This window comes from Burkholderia sp. ABCPW 111, assembly GCF_000773065.1.
Lineage (GTDB): Bacteria > Pseudomonadota > Gammaproteobacteria > Burkholderiales > Burkholderiaceae > Burkholderia > Burkholderia savannae.
In genome coordinates, this window is record NZ_JPWT01000095.1 from 17,639 (window position 1) to 39,619 (window position 21,981).

Genomic DNA, 21,981 nt, shown 5'->3' on the forward strand with positions numbered 1-21,981 from the left:
CACTTCGAACTCGATTCGCGGCGACCGAAGTCGATTAATGCCCACCCGACACATCAATCATAAATCCACGCGCGGAAGCTGCATTAGCCGCCGACAGGTCGCAAAAGACAGCCGTCTCACATATCTCGGACAAGGATCACCATTCAGCTTCCACGAATCCCACATTACCCTTTTAAATCAACCACTTCAAATACGATCAAAATTTTAGTTTCTAATTAACATCGGCTCTAATTCCGCTTTCAACACGTTATTGTCACAGATCAATTACAAGATCCTTAAAAATTCATTAGACAGTTACGAGAATCCTATGGTTAAATTCACTCGACTCGCCGGGCCATCGTCTCTCATCGATTGAATTCATCCTGTTTGCAGGATTCAGTCGAATAACCGATATAACGATAAATTCCGGCAAAAGTGCCTCCGACATTCCTTCGAAAATAACAATAAATTCCAAGCTGTCAAATGTTGTGCGGGAAAGCAGCCTGCGGCAAGCGGATTATCAATGTCTGCTCATTTGATCTTGACTTCGACGGATATTTAGCAATGCTAATCGAGACGCAAACCCTAGCGGAAACATCCGGCTCCACACACGGAGGCATTCGAGGAAAGTTGCAACAGCAAGGTTGGGCCAGATTCGACGCCGCCGATCTCGACCACGTCGAAGCAAAATCACACTGCCTCGCACAGCTCAGCCGTTACGCCGATCAGTTGCCTGTCGATCGCCACGGGGGGGCCGGCCGGCACCGCAGCTATGCGGAAGGCGTTCTCGCGCCGAACGACGGCCACGTCGCATGGAAGCCGGGCTTCGTCGGACTCGACGGCGCGATCGAAATCGAATATCGCCAGGAAATCGGTTTTCAGCCCGAATACGGCGGCGTGCACCGCCGTTTCCTGCGAACGAGCGACAGCATTCTCGCACTGCCGCTGATCCGCAAGCTCATCCGCTTCGATCTCGCGCTCACGCCGCTGAGCGAACTCGACGAGCCGCTCCTGTGCGGTCTGCACGTGCTCCGGATGCGCGCGTTGCCGGGCGTCATGTCGAGAATCACGCCGGACTGCCTGCACCAGGACGGCCAGCCGTTCACGGCCGTCCATCTGATCGACCGCACCAGCGCGGTCGGCGGCGTCAATTACATCGCGCCGCCGCAGTATGCGGGCCGCCAGGTGGACGACGTCCCCGACGAACAGGTTCGCGCATTCTCGCTTCACGTGCCGCTCGAGAGCTACATCATCGACGACGCAGCCGTCAGCCATCACGTGACGTCGATCTCGTGCGCGCCCGGCGCGCCGTGCGGCATGCGCACCGTCATCCTCATCGATTTCACGCCGCTCGATGCAGTCGTCCGCTCACCGTCGGACGCCGCTCGCCCAATCGTGCCAACATCCAATCCGGAGCCCGTCCGTGACTAATCGCTCTACTCGATTGAAATCGCTCGAAGAAGTCGAGCGCGACACCGCCGCTGCCGGACACGGGGTGCTCACGCTCGCCCCAACGGCGGCGCAGCGTCGTCTGTGGTTCATCACGAGCGGCGACGTTCGCTCGGCCACTTACAACATCGCAGCGGCATTTCGAATCCGCGGTCACCTCGACGAAAGCGCGCTCGGCAGCGCATTCGTCTTCGTCGCGAACCGGCATCCGATTCTCGCGTCGCGTTTGCGCACCGTGGACGGCGAGCTCGTCATCGACGTACGCCCCGCCGGCTCGCTGCTGCAGGTCGCGGACCTGAGCGAGCTCGCGGCCGACGCACAATCGGCCGCCGTGCAACAGCACGAGCGCGAGCTGGCCGCGCATCTGTTCGATCTCGAGAACGAAGCGCCGCTGCGCGCGACGCTGCTGCGCATCGGCGGCGATCGCCACGTGCTGCTCGTCAATATTCATCACATGGCGATCGACGCATGGTCGCTGGATCTCTTTTATCGCGAACTCGGCGACGCCTATCGCGCGCTGCGCGACGGCCGCGAGCCGGCGCTCGCCGCCGTGCGGTACGCGACGGTCGACGACGCCATGGATCAGCTCGCCGACGCGGCGCTCAAAGACGAATCGCGCCAATACTGGCAGCGTCGTCTCGAAGGCATTCCGAACCTGCACAAGCTGCCGACCGACCGGGCCCGCCCGCCGCAGCAGCGCGGCGCGGGGGCCGTCGTCGAGCACGCGTTCTCGCCGTCGATCGCCGCCGGCATCGCGCGCCTCTGTCGCACGGCCGGCGTGACGCCGTACACGATCGGCGTCGCGGCGTTCGCCGCGCTGCTCCATCGGTATTCGAACGAGAGCGATATCGTCATCGGCAGCCCGTTCGCGAACCGCGCGACCGAGGATGAGCAGCGGCAAATCGGCTTTTTCATCAACTTGGCGCCGCTGCGCTTCGACTTCAGCGGCGCACCGAGCTTTCTCGAGCTGCTCGCGCAAGCGACGACCACGGTGCTCGATGCATTCGAGCACATCGGCCTGTCGTTCGACGAAATCGTCGACGCCGTGCAGCCGCCGCGCTCGCTGAGCCACGCCCCTGTCTTTCAGGTCATGTTCGATTACCTGAAGGGCTCGTCGCACGCGCTGTCGCTCGCCGGCGCGCAAGTCGAGGGGGCGCTGATCCACAACGGCACGGCGAAATACGATTTGACGTTGTCGCTCGAGGAAATCGACGACGCGTTGATCGGCTACCTCGAATACGACACGGACCTCTACGACGAAGCGACGATCGCGCGCCTCGCCGGCCATCTCGATCAATTGCTGCAATCCGTGCTCGACGCGCCGAACGAGCCCGTGACGAAAGGCTCGCTGCTGAGCGATGCCGAGCTTGCCGACATTTTGCGGCTCGCCAAACCCGGCGAACCGCTCGTGTCGGACGGATTCTCGCCGATTCCGCAGCGCATTCGCGCTGCGGCGCGACGCACGCCAGATGCGGAGGCCGTCGTTCATCGCGAGACGCGGCTCACGTACGCGCAACTCGATCGGCTGTCGGATCGCGTCGCGGCGCAGCTGCGCGCGCGAGGCGTGACGGCGGGCAGCCGCGTCGCGTCGTTCGTCTCATACTCGCACGAGGTCCCGATCGCATTCGTCGCGATCCTGAAAGCCGGTGGCGTCTATCTGCCGATCGGACCGGACGATCCGCGCTTTCGCGACAAGATCGACGACGCGAAGCCGTTCGCGATCGTCACGACGGCGCACGATCTCGCGCGGCTCGACGGCGACCTTCGCGCGCTCGCGCTCGTGCTCGACGAAGCAGCCGGCGACCCGGCCCGCGACACATCGAGCGCGCCGCCATTCGAAATCCCGGCATTGCAGGAGGATGATCCCGCCTATGTGATCTATACGTCGGGCTCCACCGGCAAGCCGAAGGGCGTCGAGGTGTCGCACGGCAACCTGAATCTGTCGTATCACGCGTGGCGTCAGGCCTATCGCTTCGATCAGCCCGGCCATCCGATCGCGCTGCAGCTCGCGGGGCCGACGTTCGACCTCGGTATCGGCGACCTCAGCCGGACGCTCGGCTCGGGCGGCAAACTCGTGATGTGCCCGCGCGACTGGATGCTCGACGCATCCAGGGTGCATGCGCTGATCGAGCACGAGCGCGTCACGTTCGGTGATTTTCCGCCCGTCATGCTGCGTGAGCTGATCCGCTACTGTCACGATCACGATGCGCGACTCGACGGCCTCGCGACCCTCGTGTGCGGCGCCGACGTCTGGTTCGGCCACGAACTGCAGGCGGCGCAAGCGCTGTGCGCGCCGCACGCGCGCGTGCTCGGCTCGTACGGCGTAACCGAAGCGACGATCGACAGCTCCGTGTTCGATCCGGCCGAGCACGATCTCGCGCCCGGCAGCGTCGTTCCGATCGGCCGGCCGCTGTCGAGTTGCGAGCTCTACGTCGCCGACGCCAGGCTGCAGCTCACGCCGATCGGCGTGCCGGGCGAACTGCTGATCGCGGGCCCCGCCGTGTCGCAACGCTATCTGAACAACCCCGAGCTCACGCGCGAGAAGTTCATCTCCGGCGCGTTCGATGCGCGCGGCCGCCTCGCGCAGGCCCCCGGCCAGACGCGCTTTTACCGCACGGGCGACATGTGCCGCATGCTGGCGGACGGCACGATCGAATTCCTCGGACGGCGCGATCATCAGGTCAAGATTCGCGGGTTCCGCGTCGAACTGGGCGAAATCGAAAGCACGCTCGCCGCGCATCCGGACGTGCGCCAATGCGCGCTCACCACGAAAAACGAGCAGTTCGACGACGCCGTGCTCGTCGCATACGTCGTCAGCGACGCGCCGACTGCCGCGCTCTATCACTTCCTGCGCGAACGCCTGCCCGCGCACATGTTGCCGACAGTGATCGAACAACTGCCGGAGCTGCCGCTGACGGCAAGCGGCAAGATCGATCGAAAGCGTTTGCAGGCGCTCGAGCTGTCGCCGCTCGGCGGCAGCCGGGCGGAGCCGCGCACCGAGACCGAGCGCCGCGTGCTCGAGCTCTGGCGCGCCGTGCTGCCCGCGCCCGTCACGGGCGTCGACGAAAACTTCTTCTTCTGCGGCGGCCACTCGCTGATCGCCGCGCGCCTGATCTCGCGCGTCAACGACGCATTCGATGTGCGTCTGCGGGTCGCGACGTTGTTCAAGCACCCGACCGTCGCCGAAATGGCCGAGCACGTCGACGACGCGCGACGCGCGTGCCCGCGGGCGAGCCACGCGCCGGAAGCGCCGCTCGCGAGCGCCGCGGACGCGCCGGCCCCCGGATCGGCCGCGCAGCGATCCGGCGATCCCCGCCGACTCTCGCTCGCGCAGAACAGCCTGTGGCTCGCGGCGAAGCGGCGGCCTCGGGATTTCACGTACAACATCCCGATGGTCTGGCGCCTCGACGGCGCGCCGGATCGCGACGCGCTCGCGCGTGCGCTCGACGATATCGCACGCCGCCATCCCGCGCTTCGCACGACGTTTTCCGCGAAGCTCGTGCCGCTCGACGACGAATCGGGCAACGCGTCGCTCGAACCGGCGCAGATCGTCGCCGACGCGGCGCACGCGCCGTTGCGCATCGTCGACGTCGCCGACGACGAGACACTGTCCCGCCTGCTACACGACGAAGAAACCGCGCCGTTCGACCTGACGACGGGCCCGCTCGTGCGCGCCGTTCTGTTCGCTCGCGGCGAACGCTGTCACCTGCTATGCGTGACCGTCCACCACATCGTGTTCGACGGCCCGTCGCTCAGCATCTTCTGGCGCGACCTGCAGGCTGCCTACAACGCCCGCGCGCGCGGCGAAGCCTTCGATCCGCCGCCGCCCGACGCGACGTACGCGGATTTCGTCGCGCGACAGCGCGCACTCGCGAACGCGCCCGCGCTCGAACGGACGCTGTCGCACTGGCGTGAATGCCTGCGTGAACTGCCGCCGACGCTGCGCATTCCCGCCGACGACGCCGCGCGTGCGCAACCCGGATCGTCGAGCTTCGAGATTCCCGCGCCGCTCGCGGCGCGAATCGAGCAAACATCGCGGCAACTCAACTGCACGCCGCTGATGTTCTATCTGAGCCTGTTCGCGCAGGCGCTGCGTGACGAAACGGGCGACGACGACCTCGCGATCGGCATCCCGATTTCATTGCGCCCGACCGAGGCGTTCGACTCCGTCATCGGTTTCTTCACGAACACGCTGCCGCTGCGCGTGCGCTTCGGCGAAGCCGGCACGTTCCGGAGCCTGCTGGAGCAGGTCAAGCAAACCTGCCTCGACGTGTTCGAGCACCGGGACGTTGCGTTCGAGCAATTGGTCCAGGCGCTCAATCCGGCGCGTCATCCGACGCGCAGCCCGATTTTCCAGGCGGGATTCTCGTACGACCTCGACGAAGTCGGCTCGCTCGATCTCGATGGCGTGCGCGCGACGCCTCATCCGCTCGAGACTTACGTCGCGAAGCTCGACCTGGAGTTCGCCGTCACGCGGCAAGGCGACGCCGTGTTCGGGCACCTGATGTCGCGGCCCGGCTCGTTCGGCGGCGCATCGCTCACGCGGATGCGCGATCGCATGCTCGCGCTCGCGGCACGCGCGGCGGCCGACGTCGACTGGCGCACCGATGCGGCGCCGAACGGCCATGCGGCGGCCGCGATCGCCGACGCGGACGGCGAAAGCGACGCCGGGCATGCCGACCTCTACGCGCTGTTCGCCGCGCGCGTCGCCGACGGCGGCGAGCGCGTCGCCGTCGAAGCGGACGATCTCTCACTGACGTATCGCGAACTCGATGCGCTGTCAGCGGCGATCGCCACGGCGCTGCGCAACGTCGGCGTTCGCGGCGGCGACCGCGTCGGCATCTGCGTGGGCCGCCATCCGTACGCCATCGCGGCGATGCTCGCGATCGCGCGCATCGGCGCCGCATTCGTGCCGTTCGATCCGGATCAAAAGCCGCAGTGGAACCAATACATCGCGCACGACGCGGCGCTGCGCGCGATCGTGAGCCGCAACGCGCTCACCGCCAAGGTGTCGCACCTGAATCTGCCGCTCGTCGATGCCGATCTCGTCGACGCCGACGCATCCGCCGGCGCGCCCGCGCCCGACGCCGCAATCGCGCCCGGCGACACCGCTTACGTCATTTACACGTCCGGTTCGACGGGCATGCCGAAGGGCGTCGCGGTCCCGCATCGAAGCGTGTGCCACAACGTGCTCGCGATGCGCGACGCATTGGGCATCACGCACGGCTCGCGCATCGCGCAGTACCTTTCGCCGATCTTCGATGCGGTGCTCGCCGAGATATTCCCCCCGCTCGCGTCGGGGGCGGCGATCGTCTTCGGCGACCGCCAGAGGCTGCTGCCCGGCAGCGATCTCGTCGAATGGCTCGCGCAACGGCGCATCACGCATCTGGTTATCGTGCCGTCCACGCTCGCGCTCGTGCCGCACGCGCCGCTGCCCGCGCTGGAGGCGATCGTCGTCGGAGGCGAAGCGTGTCCGCGCGAAGTCGCGCAGCGCTGGGCGGCCGGGCGACGCCTCTTCAACGGCTATGGCCCGACGGAATGCGCGATCGCCGTCTCGATGGCCGAATACTGGGCCGAAGGCGAACGCCTCGTGCTGCGCCCGCTCGGCGGCGCGCGCTTTTACGTGCTGGACGACGCGCTCGAGCAAACGCGGGACGGCGCCGCGGGCGAATTGTTCGTCGGCGGCGTCTGCGTGTCGCACGGCTATCTGGGCAAGCCCGCCCGCACGGCGTCGGCGTTCGTCGCCGATCCGTTTGCCGCACGCCCGGGCGCGCGGATGTATCGCACCGGCGATGTCGTCAGACAGCTCGACGACGGCAGCGTCCAGTTCATCGGCCGCGCGGACCGCCAGGTGAAGATCCGCGGCTTCCGGATCGAGCTCGACGCAGTCCGCGCCGCGTTGATGGAAGCGCCGGGCGTGCGCGCGGCCGAAGCGCTCGTCCATCCCGATGCGCGCGGCCAGTCGGAGCTTGTCGGCTACGTCGTCGGCACGAGCGACCGCGATGCGATCGCCGACGCGCTGCGCGGCAAGATACCCGACGTGATGATTCCAACCGCATTCGTGTTCCTCGACCGCCTGCCGACCGGACGCACCGGCAAGGTCGACCTGCAGGCGCTGAAGGCGATCAAGCCGACGGCGGACGGCGCGGCGCGCGCGATCGCGCGCACGCCGCCCGACAAGCCGGCCTCGCCGCGCGCAACGCCCGCGGCCACGATCGCCAAGGTTTCGGCCATCTGGCGCGAACTGCTCGGACGCGCCGACATCGGCGACGACGAGAATTTTTTCGAGGCGGGAGGCCATTCGCTGCGCGCGGTCGCGCTGCATCAGCGCCTCGGCGAAGAATTCGGCAGTTGGGTCACGCTTACCGACGTGTTCGAATATCCGACCATTCACGCACTGTCCGCGCAAATCGACGTGTTGCGACGCCGGCACGAACCGGCCGCGAGCGAAGCGCCGCCGCCGGCGGAAACGGCGGCGGCCGCCGTCGACGAGCACGCGATCGCCGTCATCGGCCTTGTCGGGCGCTTCCCGCAGGCGCCGGATCTGCAAACGTTCTGGACGCGCCTGCTGTCGGGCTACGACGCCGGCGCTGATCTGTCTGACGACGAGTTGCGCGCCCGCGGCGTGCCCCCCGAGGTCATCGCGCATCCGAACTTCGTGCGGCGCGCGAAAGTGCTCGACGGCGTCGCGGATTTCGACGCCGAGTTCTTCGGCTACTCCCCGCGCGAGGCTCAGGTGATGGACCCGCAGCAACGAATCTTTCTCGAGCTCGCATGGGAACTGCTCGAGGAGGCGGGCTACGGCGACCGCGACGCGCAGCGGCCCGTCGGCGTGTTCGGCAGCGTCGCGTTCAGTTATTACCTCGTCGAGAACGTGATTCCGAACATCCGCACGCACCGCCTCGACGCGGGTCAGTGGATGCTCGGCAACGACAAGGATTTCGTCGCGACCCGCACCGCGTACAAGCTCGATTTGCGCGGCCCCGCCGTCAGCGTCGCGACGGCCTGCTCGTCGTCGCTGACGGCCGTTCACATGGCTTGCGCGAGCGTGCGCGCCGGCGAGTGCGCACTCGCGATCGCGGGGGCGGTCGGACTCGATCCGGAGCAGGCCGGCTACGTCTATTCGGAAGGCGGCATCATGTCGCCGGACGGCCGCTGCAGGCCGTTCGACGCCGCCGCCAACGGCACGGCGGGCGGCAGCGGCGCGGGCCTCGTGCTGCTCAAGAAGCTATCCGCCGCGATTCGCGACGGCGACACGATCCATGCGGTCATCAAGGGCTCGGCGATCAACAACGACGGCGGCAGCAAGGTCAGCTACACGGCGCCGAGCGTTAGCGGCCAGGCGGCCGTGATCGGCGACGCGCTGCGCGCCGCGGGCGTCGCCGCCGACACGATCGACTACGTCGAAGCGCACGGCACCGGCACGCCGCTCGGCGATCCGGTCGAAGTGCGGGCGCTGACGCAAGCGTTCGCGGCGGCTTCGAGCGAGGAAGCGAACGCCGCCGCGCCGTCCGCCCGCAAGTGCGGGATCGGCTCGGTGAAGGGCAATATCGGGCATCTCGACGCCGCAGCCGGCATCGCGGGCCTCATCAAGACGATCCTCGCGCTGCGCCACGAGACGATTCCGCCGAGCATTCATTGCAACGAGCCGAACCCGGAAATCCGCTTCGACGAAACGCCGTTCGAGGTCGTCCGCGCCGCGCGTGCGTGGGCGCGCGGCCCGAGGCCTCGGCGCGCGGGCGTGAGCTCGTTCGGCGTCGGCGGCACCAACGCGCACGTGATCGTCGAAGAAGCGCCGATCGCGCCGATCGAACGGCAGGACGCGGACGACGGCGCACAGTTGCTCCCGGTGTCGGCAAAATCGCCCGAGGCGGTCGGCGAGGCCGCGCGACGCTTGTCGGCGCGCCTGTCGAACGGCGTCGAAGGCGCGACGCTCGGCAACGTCGCCCACACGCTTCAGGCCGGACGCACCGCGTTCGCGCATCGCGCCTTCGTCGTCGGCGACGACATGGGCGCGGTCGCCGCGCAGCTTGCGCGCGCCGCGGACCTGCCGATCGTCGGCGCGCGCAAGTCGGCGCCCGTCGTCTTCATGTTTCCCGGCCAGGGCAGCCAGCATGCGGGCATGGGACAGGCGCTGTATCGCCGGTATCGCGTATTCCGCGATGTCGTCGACCACTGCGCGGACATCCTCATGCCGCATCTTCACGTCGACATCCGCGCGCTGATCCACGGCGACAGCGACGGCGGCGGCACGGCCGGCGCGGACCGGCTGCGCGAGACGCGCTACGCGCAGCCCGCGCTGTTCACGGTCGAATACGCGCTCGCGCGCCTGCTCGAGGATTGGGGCATCGCCCCCGACGCGCTGATCGGCCACAGCCTGGGCGAACTGGTCGCCGCGTGCGTGTCGCGCCGGCTCGCGCTCGACGATGCGCTCGCGCTCGTCGCCGCCCGCGCATCGGCGATGCAACGGCAGCCGGCCGGCGCGATGCTCGCCGTCACCGCGTCGCCGGAGCATCTCGACGCGCTGTACGCGACCGGCTGCGAGCTCGCCGCCGTCAACGGCGACGACCAGTTCGTGCTGTCCGGCGCGCCCGGCGACATCGCAAAGCTCGAAGACGCGTGCGTGCTCGCCGGCCTGCCGTGCCAGCGCCTCGCAACCTCGCATGCGTTCCATAGCTCGCTGATGGAAAACGCGGTGGGCGAGATCAACCGCGTCGGCGCATCGCTGCGGACCGCCGACGGCACCGTGCCGATGATCTCGAATCGCAGCGGCCGGTGGTTCGACGAAAGCGACCGACGGGACCCCGGCTACTGGGGTGACCACGTGCGCCGCACGGTTCGGTTCTCCGAAGGGTTGTCGACCGTGCTCGCCGCATTCGATCGCCCGCTGCTGCTCGAAGTGGGTCCCGGCCGCGCGCTCGCATCGCTTGCGGCCGGCGTCGACGGCCTCGAGCGTTCGCGCGTCGCGACGACGATGCGACATGCGCGCGAGCCGCGCACGGACGACGTGGCGTTGCTGACGGGCGTCGGCTCGCTGTGGGCGCACGGCGCGCACGTCGAATGGGAACGCCTGCGCGACGGCGCCGCCGCGCGCCGCGTCGCACTGCCCACTTATCCGTTCACCCGCAAACGCCACTGGCTGAGTCGCCCGGCAGCCGACGCCGCACCGGCTCCCACACCGCCGTCCTCGCCGGACGACGGCACGCTGCGCTTCGAGCGCAAGGAAATCGACGCGCAGCGCATCGACGTCTGCTTCACGTTGAGCGAGCGCCACTGGTTCGTCGACGAACATCGCATCTTCGGCGGCCACGGCGTGCTGCCGGGCACCGGCTGCCTCGAGCTCGTGCGGCGCGCGTTCGTCATCTCGCACGGCGCGTCGCAGCCCGTGCTGCGCGACGTTTATTTCCCGTCACCGCTCGTGTTCGACGCCGGCGTGCAGCGCAGCCTGCGCGCCGTGTTCAAGCAGCGCGACGGCGCGCTGGATTTCGTGCTCGAGAGCCGCCCCGACGACGCATCCGGCGCCTGGACGCCGCACGCGAGCGGCAACGTCTCGGCGACGCGCCTCGCCGACGCGCCAACGCTTTCCGACGGCTCGATCGACGCGCTGTGCGCCCGCCTGTCGCTGCAGCCGCTCGCCGATGCGCCCGCGCAGTTCCGGCGCGCGTTCGCGGAGTACGGCCCGCGCTGGCACTGCATCGACGCGGTGTGGCTCGGCGAGCGCCAAGGCCTCGCCCGCCTGCGCCTGCCCCACACGTTCGAGCGCGACCTGCCCGCGTTCGCGCTGCATCCGGCGCTGCTCGATCTCGGCGTTGCGTTCCTGCATGCGTGCCTGCGCCCCGCCGACGCATCGCTGCCGTTCCGGTACGAGACGCTGACGGTTCATGCGCCGCTGACGGCCGAGTGCTACAGCCTCGCGATCGAACGCGCGCCGCGGACATTCGACGTCACGCTGTTCTCGTGGAACGCGCAAGCGCGGCGCGCGACGACGCTCGTCGAAGTCCGCGGATTCGGCCTGCGGGAAACCAACCGGGCCGGCGGCGCGACGCCGGCCGACTGGTGCCGCACGCCCGCCTGGGCGCGGGCGCCGCTGCCCGCGCACCAACGCGATACGGGCGCCTGGCTGACGTTCGCCGATGCGCCGGACGAACCGCTTGCCGCGCACGCGCCGCCGCGCAGCGTGCTGGTCGTCAAGGGCGACGCGTTCCGGCAGCTCGACGACGCGCGTTTCGCGTTGCGTGCCGGCTCCGGCGACGACTACGCCCGGTTGCTCGACGCGCTCGCCCGCGCCGGACGGCTGCCGTCGCAGATCGTCTACGCGTGGCGCGCTGACGAATCGCGCCCGGCGCTCGACGCAACGCTCGACGGCTTCACGCATCTCGTCACGCTGATTCAGACGCTCGCGCGACGAGCGGTCGCGCCGCGCGTGACGCTCGTCACGCGACGATGGCGCCGCGCCGACGCGCCCGCCGCCTGCGCGACGGCAGCGACGGCGGCGTCGCTCAAGGCGGTGCAGTGGGAGTTTCCCGACATCGTCTGCCGGCATCTCGACGTCGACGACGACGAGCCGTCGACGCAACAGGCGCTGCACACGGAACTGTCGATCGTGCCGGAGATTTCCGAGAGCGGCATCGGCTACTTCGACAAAGCGGCGACCGTCTGCCTCGCGGCCGGCTCACGCGAAACGCTCCGGTTCGTCGATGCGCCGGCGCCCGATACGGCGCAAGGCGCGCCGCTGCGCGACGGCGGCGTCTATCTGATCACGGGGGGGCTGGGCGGCATCGGCGGCGAGCTTGCCCGGCACATCGCGGAAACGGCGCCGGGCGCGAAACTCGCGCTGATCGGCCGCCAGCGCGAAGGGTTGACCGACAAGCAAGCGGCCAGGCTACGCGCGCTGGAAGCCGCGGGCGCCGACGTGCTCGTGCTGCGCGCCGACGTCGCCGACGCGCGGCAGATGCGTACGGCGATCGCCGAACTGCATGCGCGCTTCGGTCAGGTGAACGGCATCGTCCACTCGGCAGGCGTCGAGGCGAGCGGCCTCATCGAGACGGGCGCGCCCGACGCGTGGCGGCGCGTGCTCGCCGCGAAAGTCGCCGGCACGCACAACCTCATCGATCTCGTCGCAGCCGATCGCCTCGACTTCGTCGTGCTCTGCTCGTCGCTCGCGTCACTCGTCGGCGGCCTCGGTCAGGCCGATTACGCGGCCGCGAACGGCTACCTCGACGCGATCGCGCGCCACTGGAGCCGAGCGCGCATCCCGGTCGTTTCGCTGAACTGGGATGCGTGGACGGAAACCGGCATGGCCGTCGACTACACCGAGCGCACCGCGCATCGCGGTGCCGACTCGGTGCGCGGCCTCACCAATCGCGAGGGCCGCGCGATCTTCGACCTCGCGATCCGCATGCCCGGCTCGGGCATCGCGCAACTCGCAGTCAGCAAGTTCGGCTTCGATCGCCAGCCATCGAACGCGCAGCGCAAAACGGCCGCCGCGCCGCCTTCGAGTGACGTGGAGCGCACGCTCGTCGGCCTTTGGCGCGACCTGCTCGGCGTCGACGACGTCGGCATCGACGACGATTTCTTCGATCTCGGCGGCCATTCGCTGCTGGCGACGCAGCTGATTTCGCAAGTGCGCGATCTGTATGGCCGCTGCCTGACGCTCGGCGAGTTTCTCGACGCGCCGACGATCTCGCGAATCCTGCGCTCGATCGACGCGACGGGCAACGCGACAAGCGACTCGCCGCAATCGAACGACGCGGCGATCCGCTATTGCATCGTGCCGATGGTCGACGCGGGCCGCCGGGCGCCGTTCTTCTGCATTCCCGGCATGGGCGGCAACATCACGCAACTGCTGCCGCTCGCGAAGACGCTGCGCGCGGACCGGCCCGTCGTCGGGCTTCAATATCTCGGGCTCGACGGCATGGCCGAGCCTCACACGTCGATCGAACAGATCGCCGCGCATTACATCGCCTGCATGCGGTCGGTGCAGCCGCAAGGCCCGTATCACTTCGGCGGTCATTCGCTCGGCGGCAAGATCGCCTATGAAATCGCCCGGCAGCTGATCGACGCCGGCGAACGCATCGGGCTCGTCGTGCTGTTCGATTCCGCCGCGCCGCCCTATGCGCCCATGGTGTATCAAGACGATGCAGAGATGGCTCGCCTCATCCTCGGCATCTTCGCGTATTACGCGGACAAGCCCGAGCTCGTCGACGGCATCGACGCCGCGCTCGCGCCGCTTTCGCGCGCCGCGCTGCTCGAGTTCATCGGCGAACGGCTCGCGGCATCCGGCGTCGTGCACTCGCAAGCGGACAGCAATTCGATCCGCGGGCTGTTCAACGTCTATCGAGCGGCCGCCGACCTGTCGCCGAAGTACGATCCGCCGCGCGTGCAGCGGCCGATTCCGATGCTGCTGGTGAAGGCGGCGGGCCCGACGCCGGAAGGCTTCAATCTGCCGGAGATCCGCGACACCGCCGCGTGGGGTTGGGAACGGTTCACGAGCCTGCCGGTCGAGTGCCGCGAAGTGCCGGGCAATCACTACTCGTGCCTGATGCCCGACTACGTCGAGCACGTGTCCGCCTGCGTGCGCGCGGCGCTCGCTTCGGCCGACGCGGCCTCTGCCGCGAATCCCGCCGTCGCATGAGCGCGCCTCCGACGCAAAGGCGTGCCCCCCGCCCGCCTAGGCAGGTCGCCGTGGTGCTGCTGACGCTCGCGGTGGATGCGATCGGCATGGGCGTCGCGGTGCCTGTGCTGCCGCAGCTGCTGCGGGCGATCGGGTACGGCGCCGCGAACGTGCCACTGCTGATCGGCGTGCTGATGACGTGCGCCGCGCTCATGCAGTTCGTGTTCGGGCCGCTGCTCGGCACGCTGAGCGACGCAAAGGGAAGGCGGCTGGTGCTGCTGGCAGCCCTGTTCGGCAACGCGACGGCATTCCTGCTGCTCGCCGCCGCGCGCGACTTCGCGTGGTTACTCGCCGGCCATTTGCTCGTCGGCGCCACCGCGGCCAGCACGGGCGTCGCGACCGCCTATCTCGCCGACGTCACACCGCCCCACCTGCGCGCCGCGCGGTTCGGCTTCGCGAGCGGCGTGGTCGCCCTCGGTCTCGTGGCCGGCCCCGCGTTCGGCGGCCTGCTCGGCACGCTCGGGCCGCGCGCGCCGTTCTACGCGGCCGGCGCGCTTGCGCTCTGCAACGGCGCGTGCGCGCTGTTCGCGCTGCCCGAGAGCCTGCCCGCGACGCGGCGCAGCCCATTTGCGCGGCGGCGCGCGAATCCGTTCGGCAGCCTCGCGCTGCTGCGGCAGGACAGTGACTTTCGCCGGCTGTCGTTCGCCGTGTGCTGCGGCATGATGGCCTACGGCATCTTCCTCACTTGCTTCGTCATCTCGAACGAGCAGCGGATCGGATGGGGACCGAGAGAGAACGGCCTGGCGCTCGCGATGCTGGGTCTCGGCATCGCGCTCACGCAAAGCTTCGTGCTGCCGCGCCTCGTGTCGCGGCTCGGCGAGCGCGGGACGGCGGCCGCCGGCTATGCGCTGTTCGTGCCGGCCTATCTCTGCTACAGCATCGCCGCGTCGCCTGCCGTCGTGATCGTCGCGATCGCGCTGCACGCTCTCGCGCTCGTCAGCGATCCCGCCGTGCGCACGATGATCTCGCTGCGCGCCGGCAGTGACCGGCAAGGCGAATATCAGGGCGCGCTCGTCTGCCTGATGGGATTGGCCGCATCCTGCGCGCCGCTCGCCGGCGCGAACCTGTTTCACTTCTTTGCGGGGCCATCGTCCCCGCTTCGCCTTCCCGGTGCACCCTTCCTGGTTGCCGCGGCGCTGTACGTGCTGTCGCTCGCCGCCATCCTGCGCGGCGGCTCCGGCGTGCACGCGCGCGCTCCGGCACCGTCGCTCCCACCCTACGCTAGAGAGGATAGCCATGACTAATCTGCTCGACGATCCCGACGGCACGTTCGTCGTGCTGTCAAACGCCGAAGGACAACACTCGCTCTGGCCGGCGTCGATCGCGCCGCCCGCCGGCTGGAGCGTCGTGTTCGGACAAGCCGCACGTCAGCCCTGCGTCGACTACCTCGATGCGCACTGGACCGACCTGACCCCGCGCCGCCCGCACGCCGCCTGACGTCGCGCACGCGCACGCCGACGCTTCACCGCGGAACGCGGACGCCGCGCGCCGCCGTCGCGGCGGCGATCGCCCGATCACGCGCCGCCCAACGAGGACACGCCGACATGACGAACGAGTTCGCCCCCCCATCCCACCCGCTGCTGCCTGCGCAGCAGGAAATCTGGTTCGCGGAGCAGCTCGCGCCGGGAACCAGCGCGTACAACACCGCCGCCTATCTCGACATCGACGGTCCGATCGACGCCGGACGCTTCGACGCGACCGTCCGCCGCCTCGTCGCCGAAACCGAGTGTCTTCGCGTCGCGTTCGCGGAGCGCGGCTCGATACCGGTGCAGATCGCGCGCGCACGCGACGACCGGGACGTCGTCCATCTCGATTTCGGTTTCGCGGACGATCCGCACGAAGCCGCCGAGGCATGGATGGCCGCCGATCGCGTTCGCCCGACGGATCTCACCCGCGATCCGCCGTTTCGCTTCGCGCTGCTGCGCGTCGCGCCCGACCGGTTCTACTGGTATCTGTTCTTTCATCACATCGTGATCGACGGGTTCGGCATCTCGCTGCTGATCCGGCGCGGCGCCGAGATCTACACGGCGCTCGCCGCCGGCGAGACGCCGGCGCCGACGCCGTTCGGCACGCTCGCCGACCTGCTTCGGATCGACGCGGCATATCGCGCGTCGCCGTCGTTCACGCTCGACCGCGAGTACTGGAGCGCGCGGCTCGCCGGCCGGCCGTCGCCCGCGAGCCTCGCGAGCGACGCGAATCCCGGCGAGTTCTCGCCGCTCGGCCGGTTTCGCCGCGAATGGGAGCGCCTGTCGGCCGACACGAGCCGCGCGCTGCGCGCGCTCGCGCAGGCCGAAGGCACGGGCGTCCCGCAATTGATGATCGCGCTGGCGGCCGCCTATCTGCATCGCGCGCTCGGCCAGGACGAAATCGTGGTCGGCATGTCCGCCACCGCGCGCACCGGGCCCGACCTGCGCAAAACGCCGGGCATGTGCGCGAACGTGCTGCCGCTCCGTTTCGCGTTCGACGCGGCGACGTCCCTGCGGGCCGTCGCGCGCCAGGCCGCGCGAGAGGTTCGGCAGGCGCTGCGCCATGCGCGCTACCGCAGCGTCGAGCTGTTCCGCGACGCGCAGCAAAAGGGCGAGAGCACCCGGCTCTTCGCGCACGTCGTCAACGTGATGACATTCGACTTGGACGCCCATTTCGCCGGCCATCGCGCGCGCTTTCGCCACTTGTCGGCCGGCCCGGTCGACGATTTTTCGTGGACCGTCTACGCCCACGGCGGCGACGAGGAGCTGTGCATCGCGTTCGACGCGAACGCCGCGCAGTACGGCGACGACGAGCTCGGCCGCCACCGGGAACGCTTCGTGCGGCTCATCGAGGCGGCAGTGGCCGAGCCCGCGCGGCCAGTCGCGACGATCGCGCTGACGAGCGCCGCGGAGCGGCACCGCATCCTGCACGACTGGAATGCGGTCGTCACGGCGCCGACGGGTACCGTGCCGGCCGCGTTCGAGCAGCAGGCGGCCGCCACGCCGAACGCGATCGCGCTCACCTTCGGCACGCAGCACCTGTCCTACGCGACGCTCAACGCACGCGCGAATCGCATCGCGCACCGGCTGATCGCGCTCGGCGTCGGTCCCGGCGCGATCGCCGCCGTGTGCGTGGCCCGCTCGGCCGAGCTCATCGTGGCGCTGCTCGCGATCCTGAAGGCGGGCGCCGCCTATCTGCCGCTCGATCCTGACTATCCGCCGGAGCGGCTCGCGTTCATGCTCGCCGACGCCAGGCCCGCTGCGACGCTGACCACCGCGGCGCTTGCGGCGCGCGTCGGCGGCGGCGGCGACGTGCTGTACGTCGACAGCCCCGCCGAAAACGACGCATCGCCCGCCGCCGCACACGATCCGGCCGACGGCGACCGGCTCCGGCCGTTGCTTGCGTCGGACCCGGCGTACGTCATCTATACGTCCGGGTCGACCGGCAAGCCGAAAGGCGTCGTCGTGCCGCACGCCAACGTGATCCGTCTGTTGACGAGCACCGATCGATGGTTCGGCTTCGGCGCCGACGACGTCTGGACGCTGTTCCATTCGTGCGCATTCGATTTCTCGGTATGGGAATGCTGGGGGGCGCTGCTACGCGGCGGCCGGCTCGTGATCGTGCCGTTTCCGGTCAGCCGCTCGCCCGTCGAATTTCTGAGCCTCCTCGCGCGCGAGCGCGTGACCGTGCTGAATCAGACGCCGTCGGCGTTCCAGCAGCTGATGCAGGCGGATCGCGACGATCCGGCGCTCGGCCGGTCGTTGCGGCTGCGCTACGTGATCTTCGGCGGCGAGGCGCTCGACATGCGCAAGCTCGACGACTGGTACGCGCGCCACGCCGAAAACGCGCCGCAACTGATCAACATGTACGGCATCACGGAGACGACCGTGCACGTCAGCTATCTCGAGCTGACGCGGCGCATGGCCGCCGAGCCCGCTCACAGCCTGATCGGCAGCAAGATTCCCGACCTGCGCCTCTACGTCCTCGACGGCGCGCTCAATCCCGTGCCGCCCGGTGTCACGGGCGAAATCTACGTCGCCGGCGCGGGACTCGCGCTCGGTTATCTCCGACGACCAGGCCTGACGGCGCAGCGCTTCGTCGCGGACCCGTTCGGCGCGCCGGGCGCGCGCATGTACCGCTCCGGCGACCTCGCGCGCTGGCGCGCCGACGGCACGCTCGACTTCATCGGCCGGCAGGATGATCAGATCAAGATCCGCGGGTTTCGCGTCGAGCTGGGAGAAATCGCCCACGCGCTGATGCGGCACGAAAGCATCGCGCAAGCGGAAGCCGTCGTTCGCGAGGACCGGCCCGGCGAGAAGCGCCTCGTCGCCTACGTCGTCGCGGCGGCGGGCTTTTCCGCGCAGCCGCAGGCGCTGCGCGAGGATCTCTCGCGGCATCTGCCCGAGCACATGGTGCCCTCCGCGATCGTCGCGCTCGATGCGCTGCCGTTGACGCCGAACGGCAAGCTTGATCGTCGCGCGTTGCCCGCACCTGTTTTCTCGAGCCACGGCACGCGCACGCCCGCCGGCGAGCAGGAACGCGCGCTTTGCGTGCTGCTCGCGGACATTCTCGGCGTCGACACCATCGGCCCGGACGACAATTTCTTCGAGATGGGCGGCGATTCGCTGGCCGCGATGCGCGTCATCAATCGCGTGCGGGCGACATTCGGCGTCAAGCTGTCGATCCGCGATCTGTTCGCCGCGCCGAGCGTCGCACGGATCGCGCCGATCCTCGACGCGAAACGATCACCGCCCGCGCGCGCCGAGGCGCACGTCGTGCAGAACGCATGAGCCGGCACGGCATCGGGCCGTCCGATTTTTCAACGAAGCCGGTGACCGCCGATCAACGAACGTCGACCGCAGCCTGCTCGCTCGGTTGTGCGCGCGGCGCATCGAGTCCGCTGCGATTCGTCCTGCGCGTGACGTTCTTTCAGATCGCGGAATCGGCAGTCATCCAAGGTAGCGCCGGGCTTGCCCGGGGCACGCGGCGCGCCGTTCAGACGAGGAGCAAACGTGGTGAGGAAAAGCAAATACACCGACGAGCAGATCGCCGATGCGCTGAGGCGCGCGCAGCAGGGCGCACCGATAGCGGACGTGTGCCGCGATATGGGGATCAGCGAAGCGACTTTCTACAACTGGCGCGCCAAATTCGGCGGCCTGACGCCGACGAAGGTGAATCACGTCAAGCAACTGGAGAAAGAAAACGCGAAGCTCAAGCGGCTCGTCGCAAACCTCTCGCTCGACAAGGCGATGTTGCAGGATGTCCTGTCAAAAAAAGCCTGAAGCCTTCCCGGCTGCGCGAACTCGCCGTCGACCTGATGCATCGCTTCGACGCGAGCCAACGCCAGGTGTGCGCGGCGCTCAAACTTTCGCGTTCGGTCTTCAGCTATCGGCCGATCGCACCCGACTCGAGCAAGCCTGCGGCGCGCGTCGGCGAAATCGCGCAGGCAGGCAGACGCCACGGCTACCGCCCTCTGCATCTGCCGAGCCGGGAAGGCTGGCGAGACGCTCACGCGCGCATTCCGCGCGCGCATGGCGAGCAGGGCTCGCCGCAGGCAGGCAAGCGGCCGCGTTCCGAAGAAACCGACTAGCCGGGCAACCCGAACAACCAGTGAACAGGTTCGTCCGAGCGTCGGTGGCCCGGGCGCGGCTTCGCGCCGGCCGGGCGTGCGCTCTCTTCATGCGCGCGTGAAGCGGCGCGACGCCGGGTTCTTGCCGTGCCAAGAACCCGCGTGCTCCGCCGTCTCGGCGGCCGCCCGCCGATCGATCGGCCGCGTTGCGCAAATGCGCGTCGCGTTTGTCCCTCGATCGGGCGGTGGCCGGCAAATTCGTTCGACGACGCCTCGCGCCGCCGCACATCCGCCGAACGGTCCGCATGGCATGCGCATCACCGGCACCGAGGCGGGTCGCGGCCGGCCGTCGCCATGCGGCCGGCCGACATCGCCCGCGCGCCGAGGCGGCGCGTCGCGCACGCCAGGCAGTCGCGGGCGGCGAGCCGCCCGTCGCGCATCACGCATCGACCGCCGGCACGTTCGAGCGCTCGACGAACCGCGGCTCGCGCCGCCACTGCGTCGCCTGCTCGAACGCGTAGCCGAGCGCGAGCAGCCGCGCCTCGCTCCACGGCGCGCCGACGAACGACACGCCGACCGGCAAGCCGCGCACCAGCCCCGCGGGCACGGTCAGATGCGGAAAGCCCGCGACGGCCGCAGGCGTCGAGAAGCCGTCGGTGCCGCTGTCGCCGTTGATCAGGTCGATCAGCCATGCGGTGCCCTCGGTCGGCGCGACGAGCGCATCGAGCCGCGCGTCGCGCAGCACGCGCGCGAGCCCCTCGTCGCGGGCGCGGCGGCCGCAGCGAGCGAGCGCGTCGCGATAGGCCGCCGCGTCGAGCCCGCCCGCTTCCTGCGCGCGCAACAGCAGCTCCTGCCCGAAGTACGGCATCTCCTTCGCGCGCTGCGCCGCGTTGAACGCGATCACGTCGGCGAGCGTGCGCACGCGCGCATGCGGCGCGAACGCGTGCAGCCACAGCGGCAAGCCGTGCTTGAACTCGTGCAACAGCACGGTCTTCTCGTCGTCCTCGTAGTCGGGCTTCGGCAGGTCGACGGGATCGATCACCACCGCGCCGAGCCGCTGCATCCGAGCGATCGCGCGCTCGATCTGCGCGTCCACCTCGTCATGCCCGGTGAAGAACGCGCGCGCGATGCCGATCCGCGCGCCGCGCAGCGCGTTCGCGTCGAGCGCGGCGACGTAGTCGGCGGGAGGCGGCGCGCCCGCCGTCGCGGGATCGTTCGCATCGCCGCCCGCGAGCGCGCCGAGTAGCCGCGCCGCGTCGCGGACCGTGCGCGCGATCGGCCCCGCCGTATCCTGCGTGTGCGACAGCGGCACGATCCCGTCGCGGCTCACGCGCCCGACGGTCGGCTTCAGCCCGACGCAGCCGTTGATCGCGGCGGGCGACACGATCGAGCCGTCGGTCTCGGTGCCGACCGCCATCTCGACGAGCCCCGCCGCGACCGCCGCCGCCGAGCCCGAGCTCGATCCGCTCGCCGTCCGGTCGAGCGCGTACGGATTGCGCGACAGCCCGCCGCGCCCGCTCCACCCGCTCGTCGAGCGCGTCGAGCGGAAGTTCGCCCACTCGCTCAGGTTGGTCTTCGCGACGATCACCGCGCCCGCGCGCCGCAGCCGCGCGACGAGATGCGCATCGCGCGCCGCGCGCACGCCGTCGAGCGCGAGCGAGCCGGCCGTCGTCGCCATCCGGTCGCCCGTCGCGATGTTGTCCTTCAGCGCGACGCTCACGCCGTGCATCGGGCCGCGCACGGCGCGCGCCGCCCGCTCGGCGTCGAGCGCGTGCGCGATCGCCTCGGCGTCCGGATTCAGTTCGATGATCGCGTTCAGCCGCGGGCCGCCGCGATCGATGCGCGCGACGCGCTCGAGCGTCTCGCGCACCGCCTGCGCCGCGCTGCGCTCTTCGCGCGGCGACACAAGCGCCGATTGGCCGCCGCGCTCGCCGCCAGCGGTCGTCGCCGATGCCGGCGCGCTCGCGAGCACCACATGCGCCGAACTCAGCGCGCCGAGCGAGTGAAGGAAATGGCGTCGTTTCATTCGAGTACGTCCTGAGTACGTCCTGTTGTCGTGATGCGGCCGGGGCTGGGCCGGGGCCGGGGCTGACGGCGCGGGTGTCGCGCGTCGCCGGGCGCACGCGCCGGTGGAGTGTAGGCGAAAGGCAATCGATGCGCACGCAACGTTCGCGCGCCGGGCGAAGCGATCTCGCCGCTTCGCGCCGTTCATAGTGAACTTCCGCGACGAATCGCGATCCCTTTATCGCGTGTCGTCGCGTGTCGTCGCGTGTCGTCGCGTGTCGTCGCGTGTCGTCGCGTGTCGTCGCGTGTCGTCGCGTGTCGTCGCGTGTCGTCGCGTGTC

At 69.4% G+C, this 21,981-nt stretch carries 6 protein-coding genes and 1 pseudogene; 6 read left to right on the forward strand and 1 reads right to left on the reverse strand.

Annotated features, from left to right (window positions below; all coding sequences use genetic code 11):
- Nucleotides 1-462: 462 nt before the first annotated feature.
- The 6 genes and pseudogenes from X946_RS22025 to X946_RS22050 all read left to right on the forward strand — a co-directional run.
- Nucleotides 463-1,410, forward strand: a complete 948-nt coding sequence (locus X946_RS22025) for a 2OG-Fe dioxygenase family protein (RefSeq protein WP_231751963.1) — start codon at nucleotides 463-465, stop codon at nucleotides 1,408-1,410.
- Nucleotides 1,403-14,062, forward strand: coding sequence for a hybrid non-ribosomal peptide synthetase/type I polyketide synthase (locus tag X946_RS22030; RefSeq protein WP_235364051.1), 12,660 nt, complete (start codon nucleotides 1,403-1,405; stop codon nucleotides 14,060-14,062). Before X946_RS22025 ends, X946_RS22030 begins: the two co-directional genes overlap by 8 nt.
- 50 nt (nucleotides 14,063-14,112) lie before the next feature.
- Nucleotides 14,113-15,345 (forward strand): tetracycline resistance MFS efflux pump, encoded by a 1,233-nt coding sequence (locus tag X946_RS22035; protein ID WP_038752029.1) that lies wholly within the window; start codon nucleotides 14,113-14,115, stop codon nucleotides 15,343-15,345.
- Nucleotides 15,338-15,538 (forward strand): MbtH family protein, encoded by a 201-nt coding sequence (locus X946_RS22040; protein WP_038752032.1) that lies wholly within the window; start codon nucleotides 15,338-15,340, stop codon nucleotides 15,536-15,538. The genes X946_RS22035 and X946_RS22040 overlap by 8 nt, the downstream gene beginning before the upstream one ends.
- Before the next feature lie 107 nt (nucleotides 15,539-15,645).
- Nucleotides 15,646-18,858: a non-ribosomal peptide synthetase gene (locus tag X946_RS22045; protein WP_038752035.1), complete on the forward strand. Its 3,213-nt coding sequence runs from the start codon at nucleotides 15,646-15,648 to the stop codon at nucleotides 18,856-18,858.
- A gap of 225 nt (nucleotides 18,859-19,083) precedes the next feature.
- Nucleotides 19,084-19,424 (forward strand): annotated as a pseudogene (locus tag X946_RS22050) (transposase); the annotation flags it as partial.
- Nucleotides 19,425-20,076: 652 nt separating this feature from the next.
- Here X946_RS22050 and X946_RS22060 read toward each other — a convergent pair.
- Nucleotides 20,077-21,663 (reverse strand): amidase, encoded by a 1,587-nt coding sequence (locus X946_RS22060; protein WP_038752040.1) that lies wholly within the window; start codon nucleotides 21,661-21,663, stop codon nucleotides 20,077-20,079.
- Nucleotides 21,664-21,981: the final 318 nt, after the last annotated feature.

Coding starts and splice junctions, on each gene's coding strand:
- X946_RS22025 (WP_231751963.1), top strand. CDS start 463: ATGTTGTGCGGGAAAGCAGCCTGCGGCAAGCGGATTATCAATGTCTGC.
- X946_RS22040 (WP_038752032.1), top strand. CDS start 15,338: ATGACTAATCTGCTCGACGATCCCGACGGCACGTTCGTCGTGCTGTCA.
- X946_RS22045 (WP_038752035.1), top strand. CDS start 15,646: ATGACGAACGAGTTCGCCCCCCCATCCCACCCGCTGCTGCCTGCGCAG.
- X946_RS22060 (WP_038752040.1), bottom strand. CDS start 21,663: ATGAAACGACGCCATTTCCTTCACTCGCTCGGCGCGCTGAGTTCGGCG.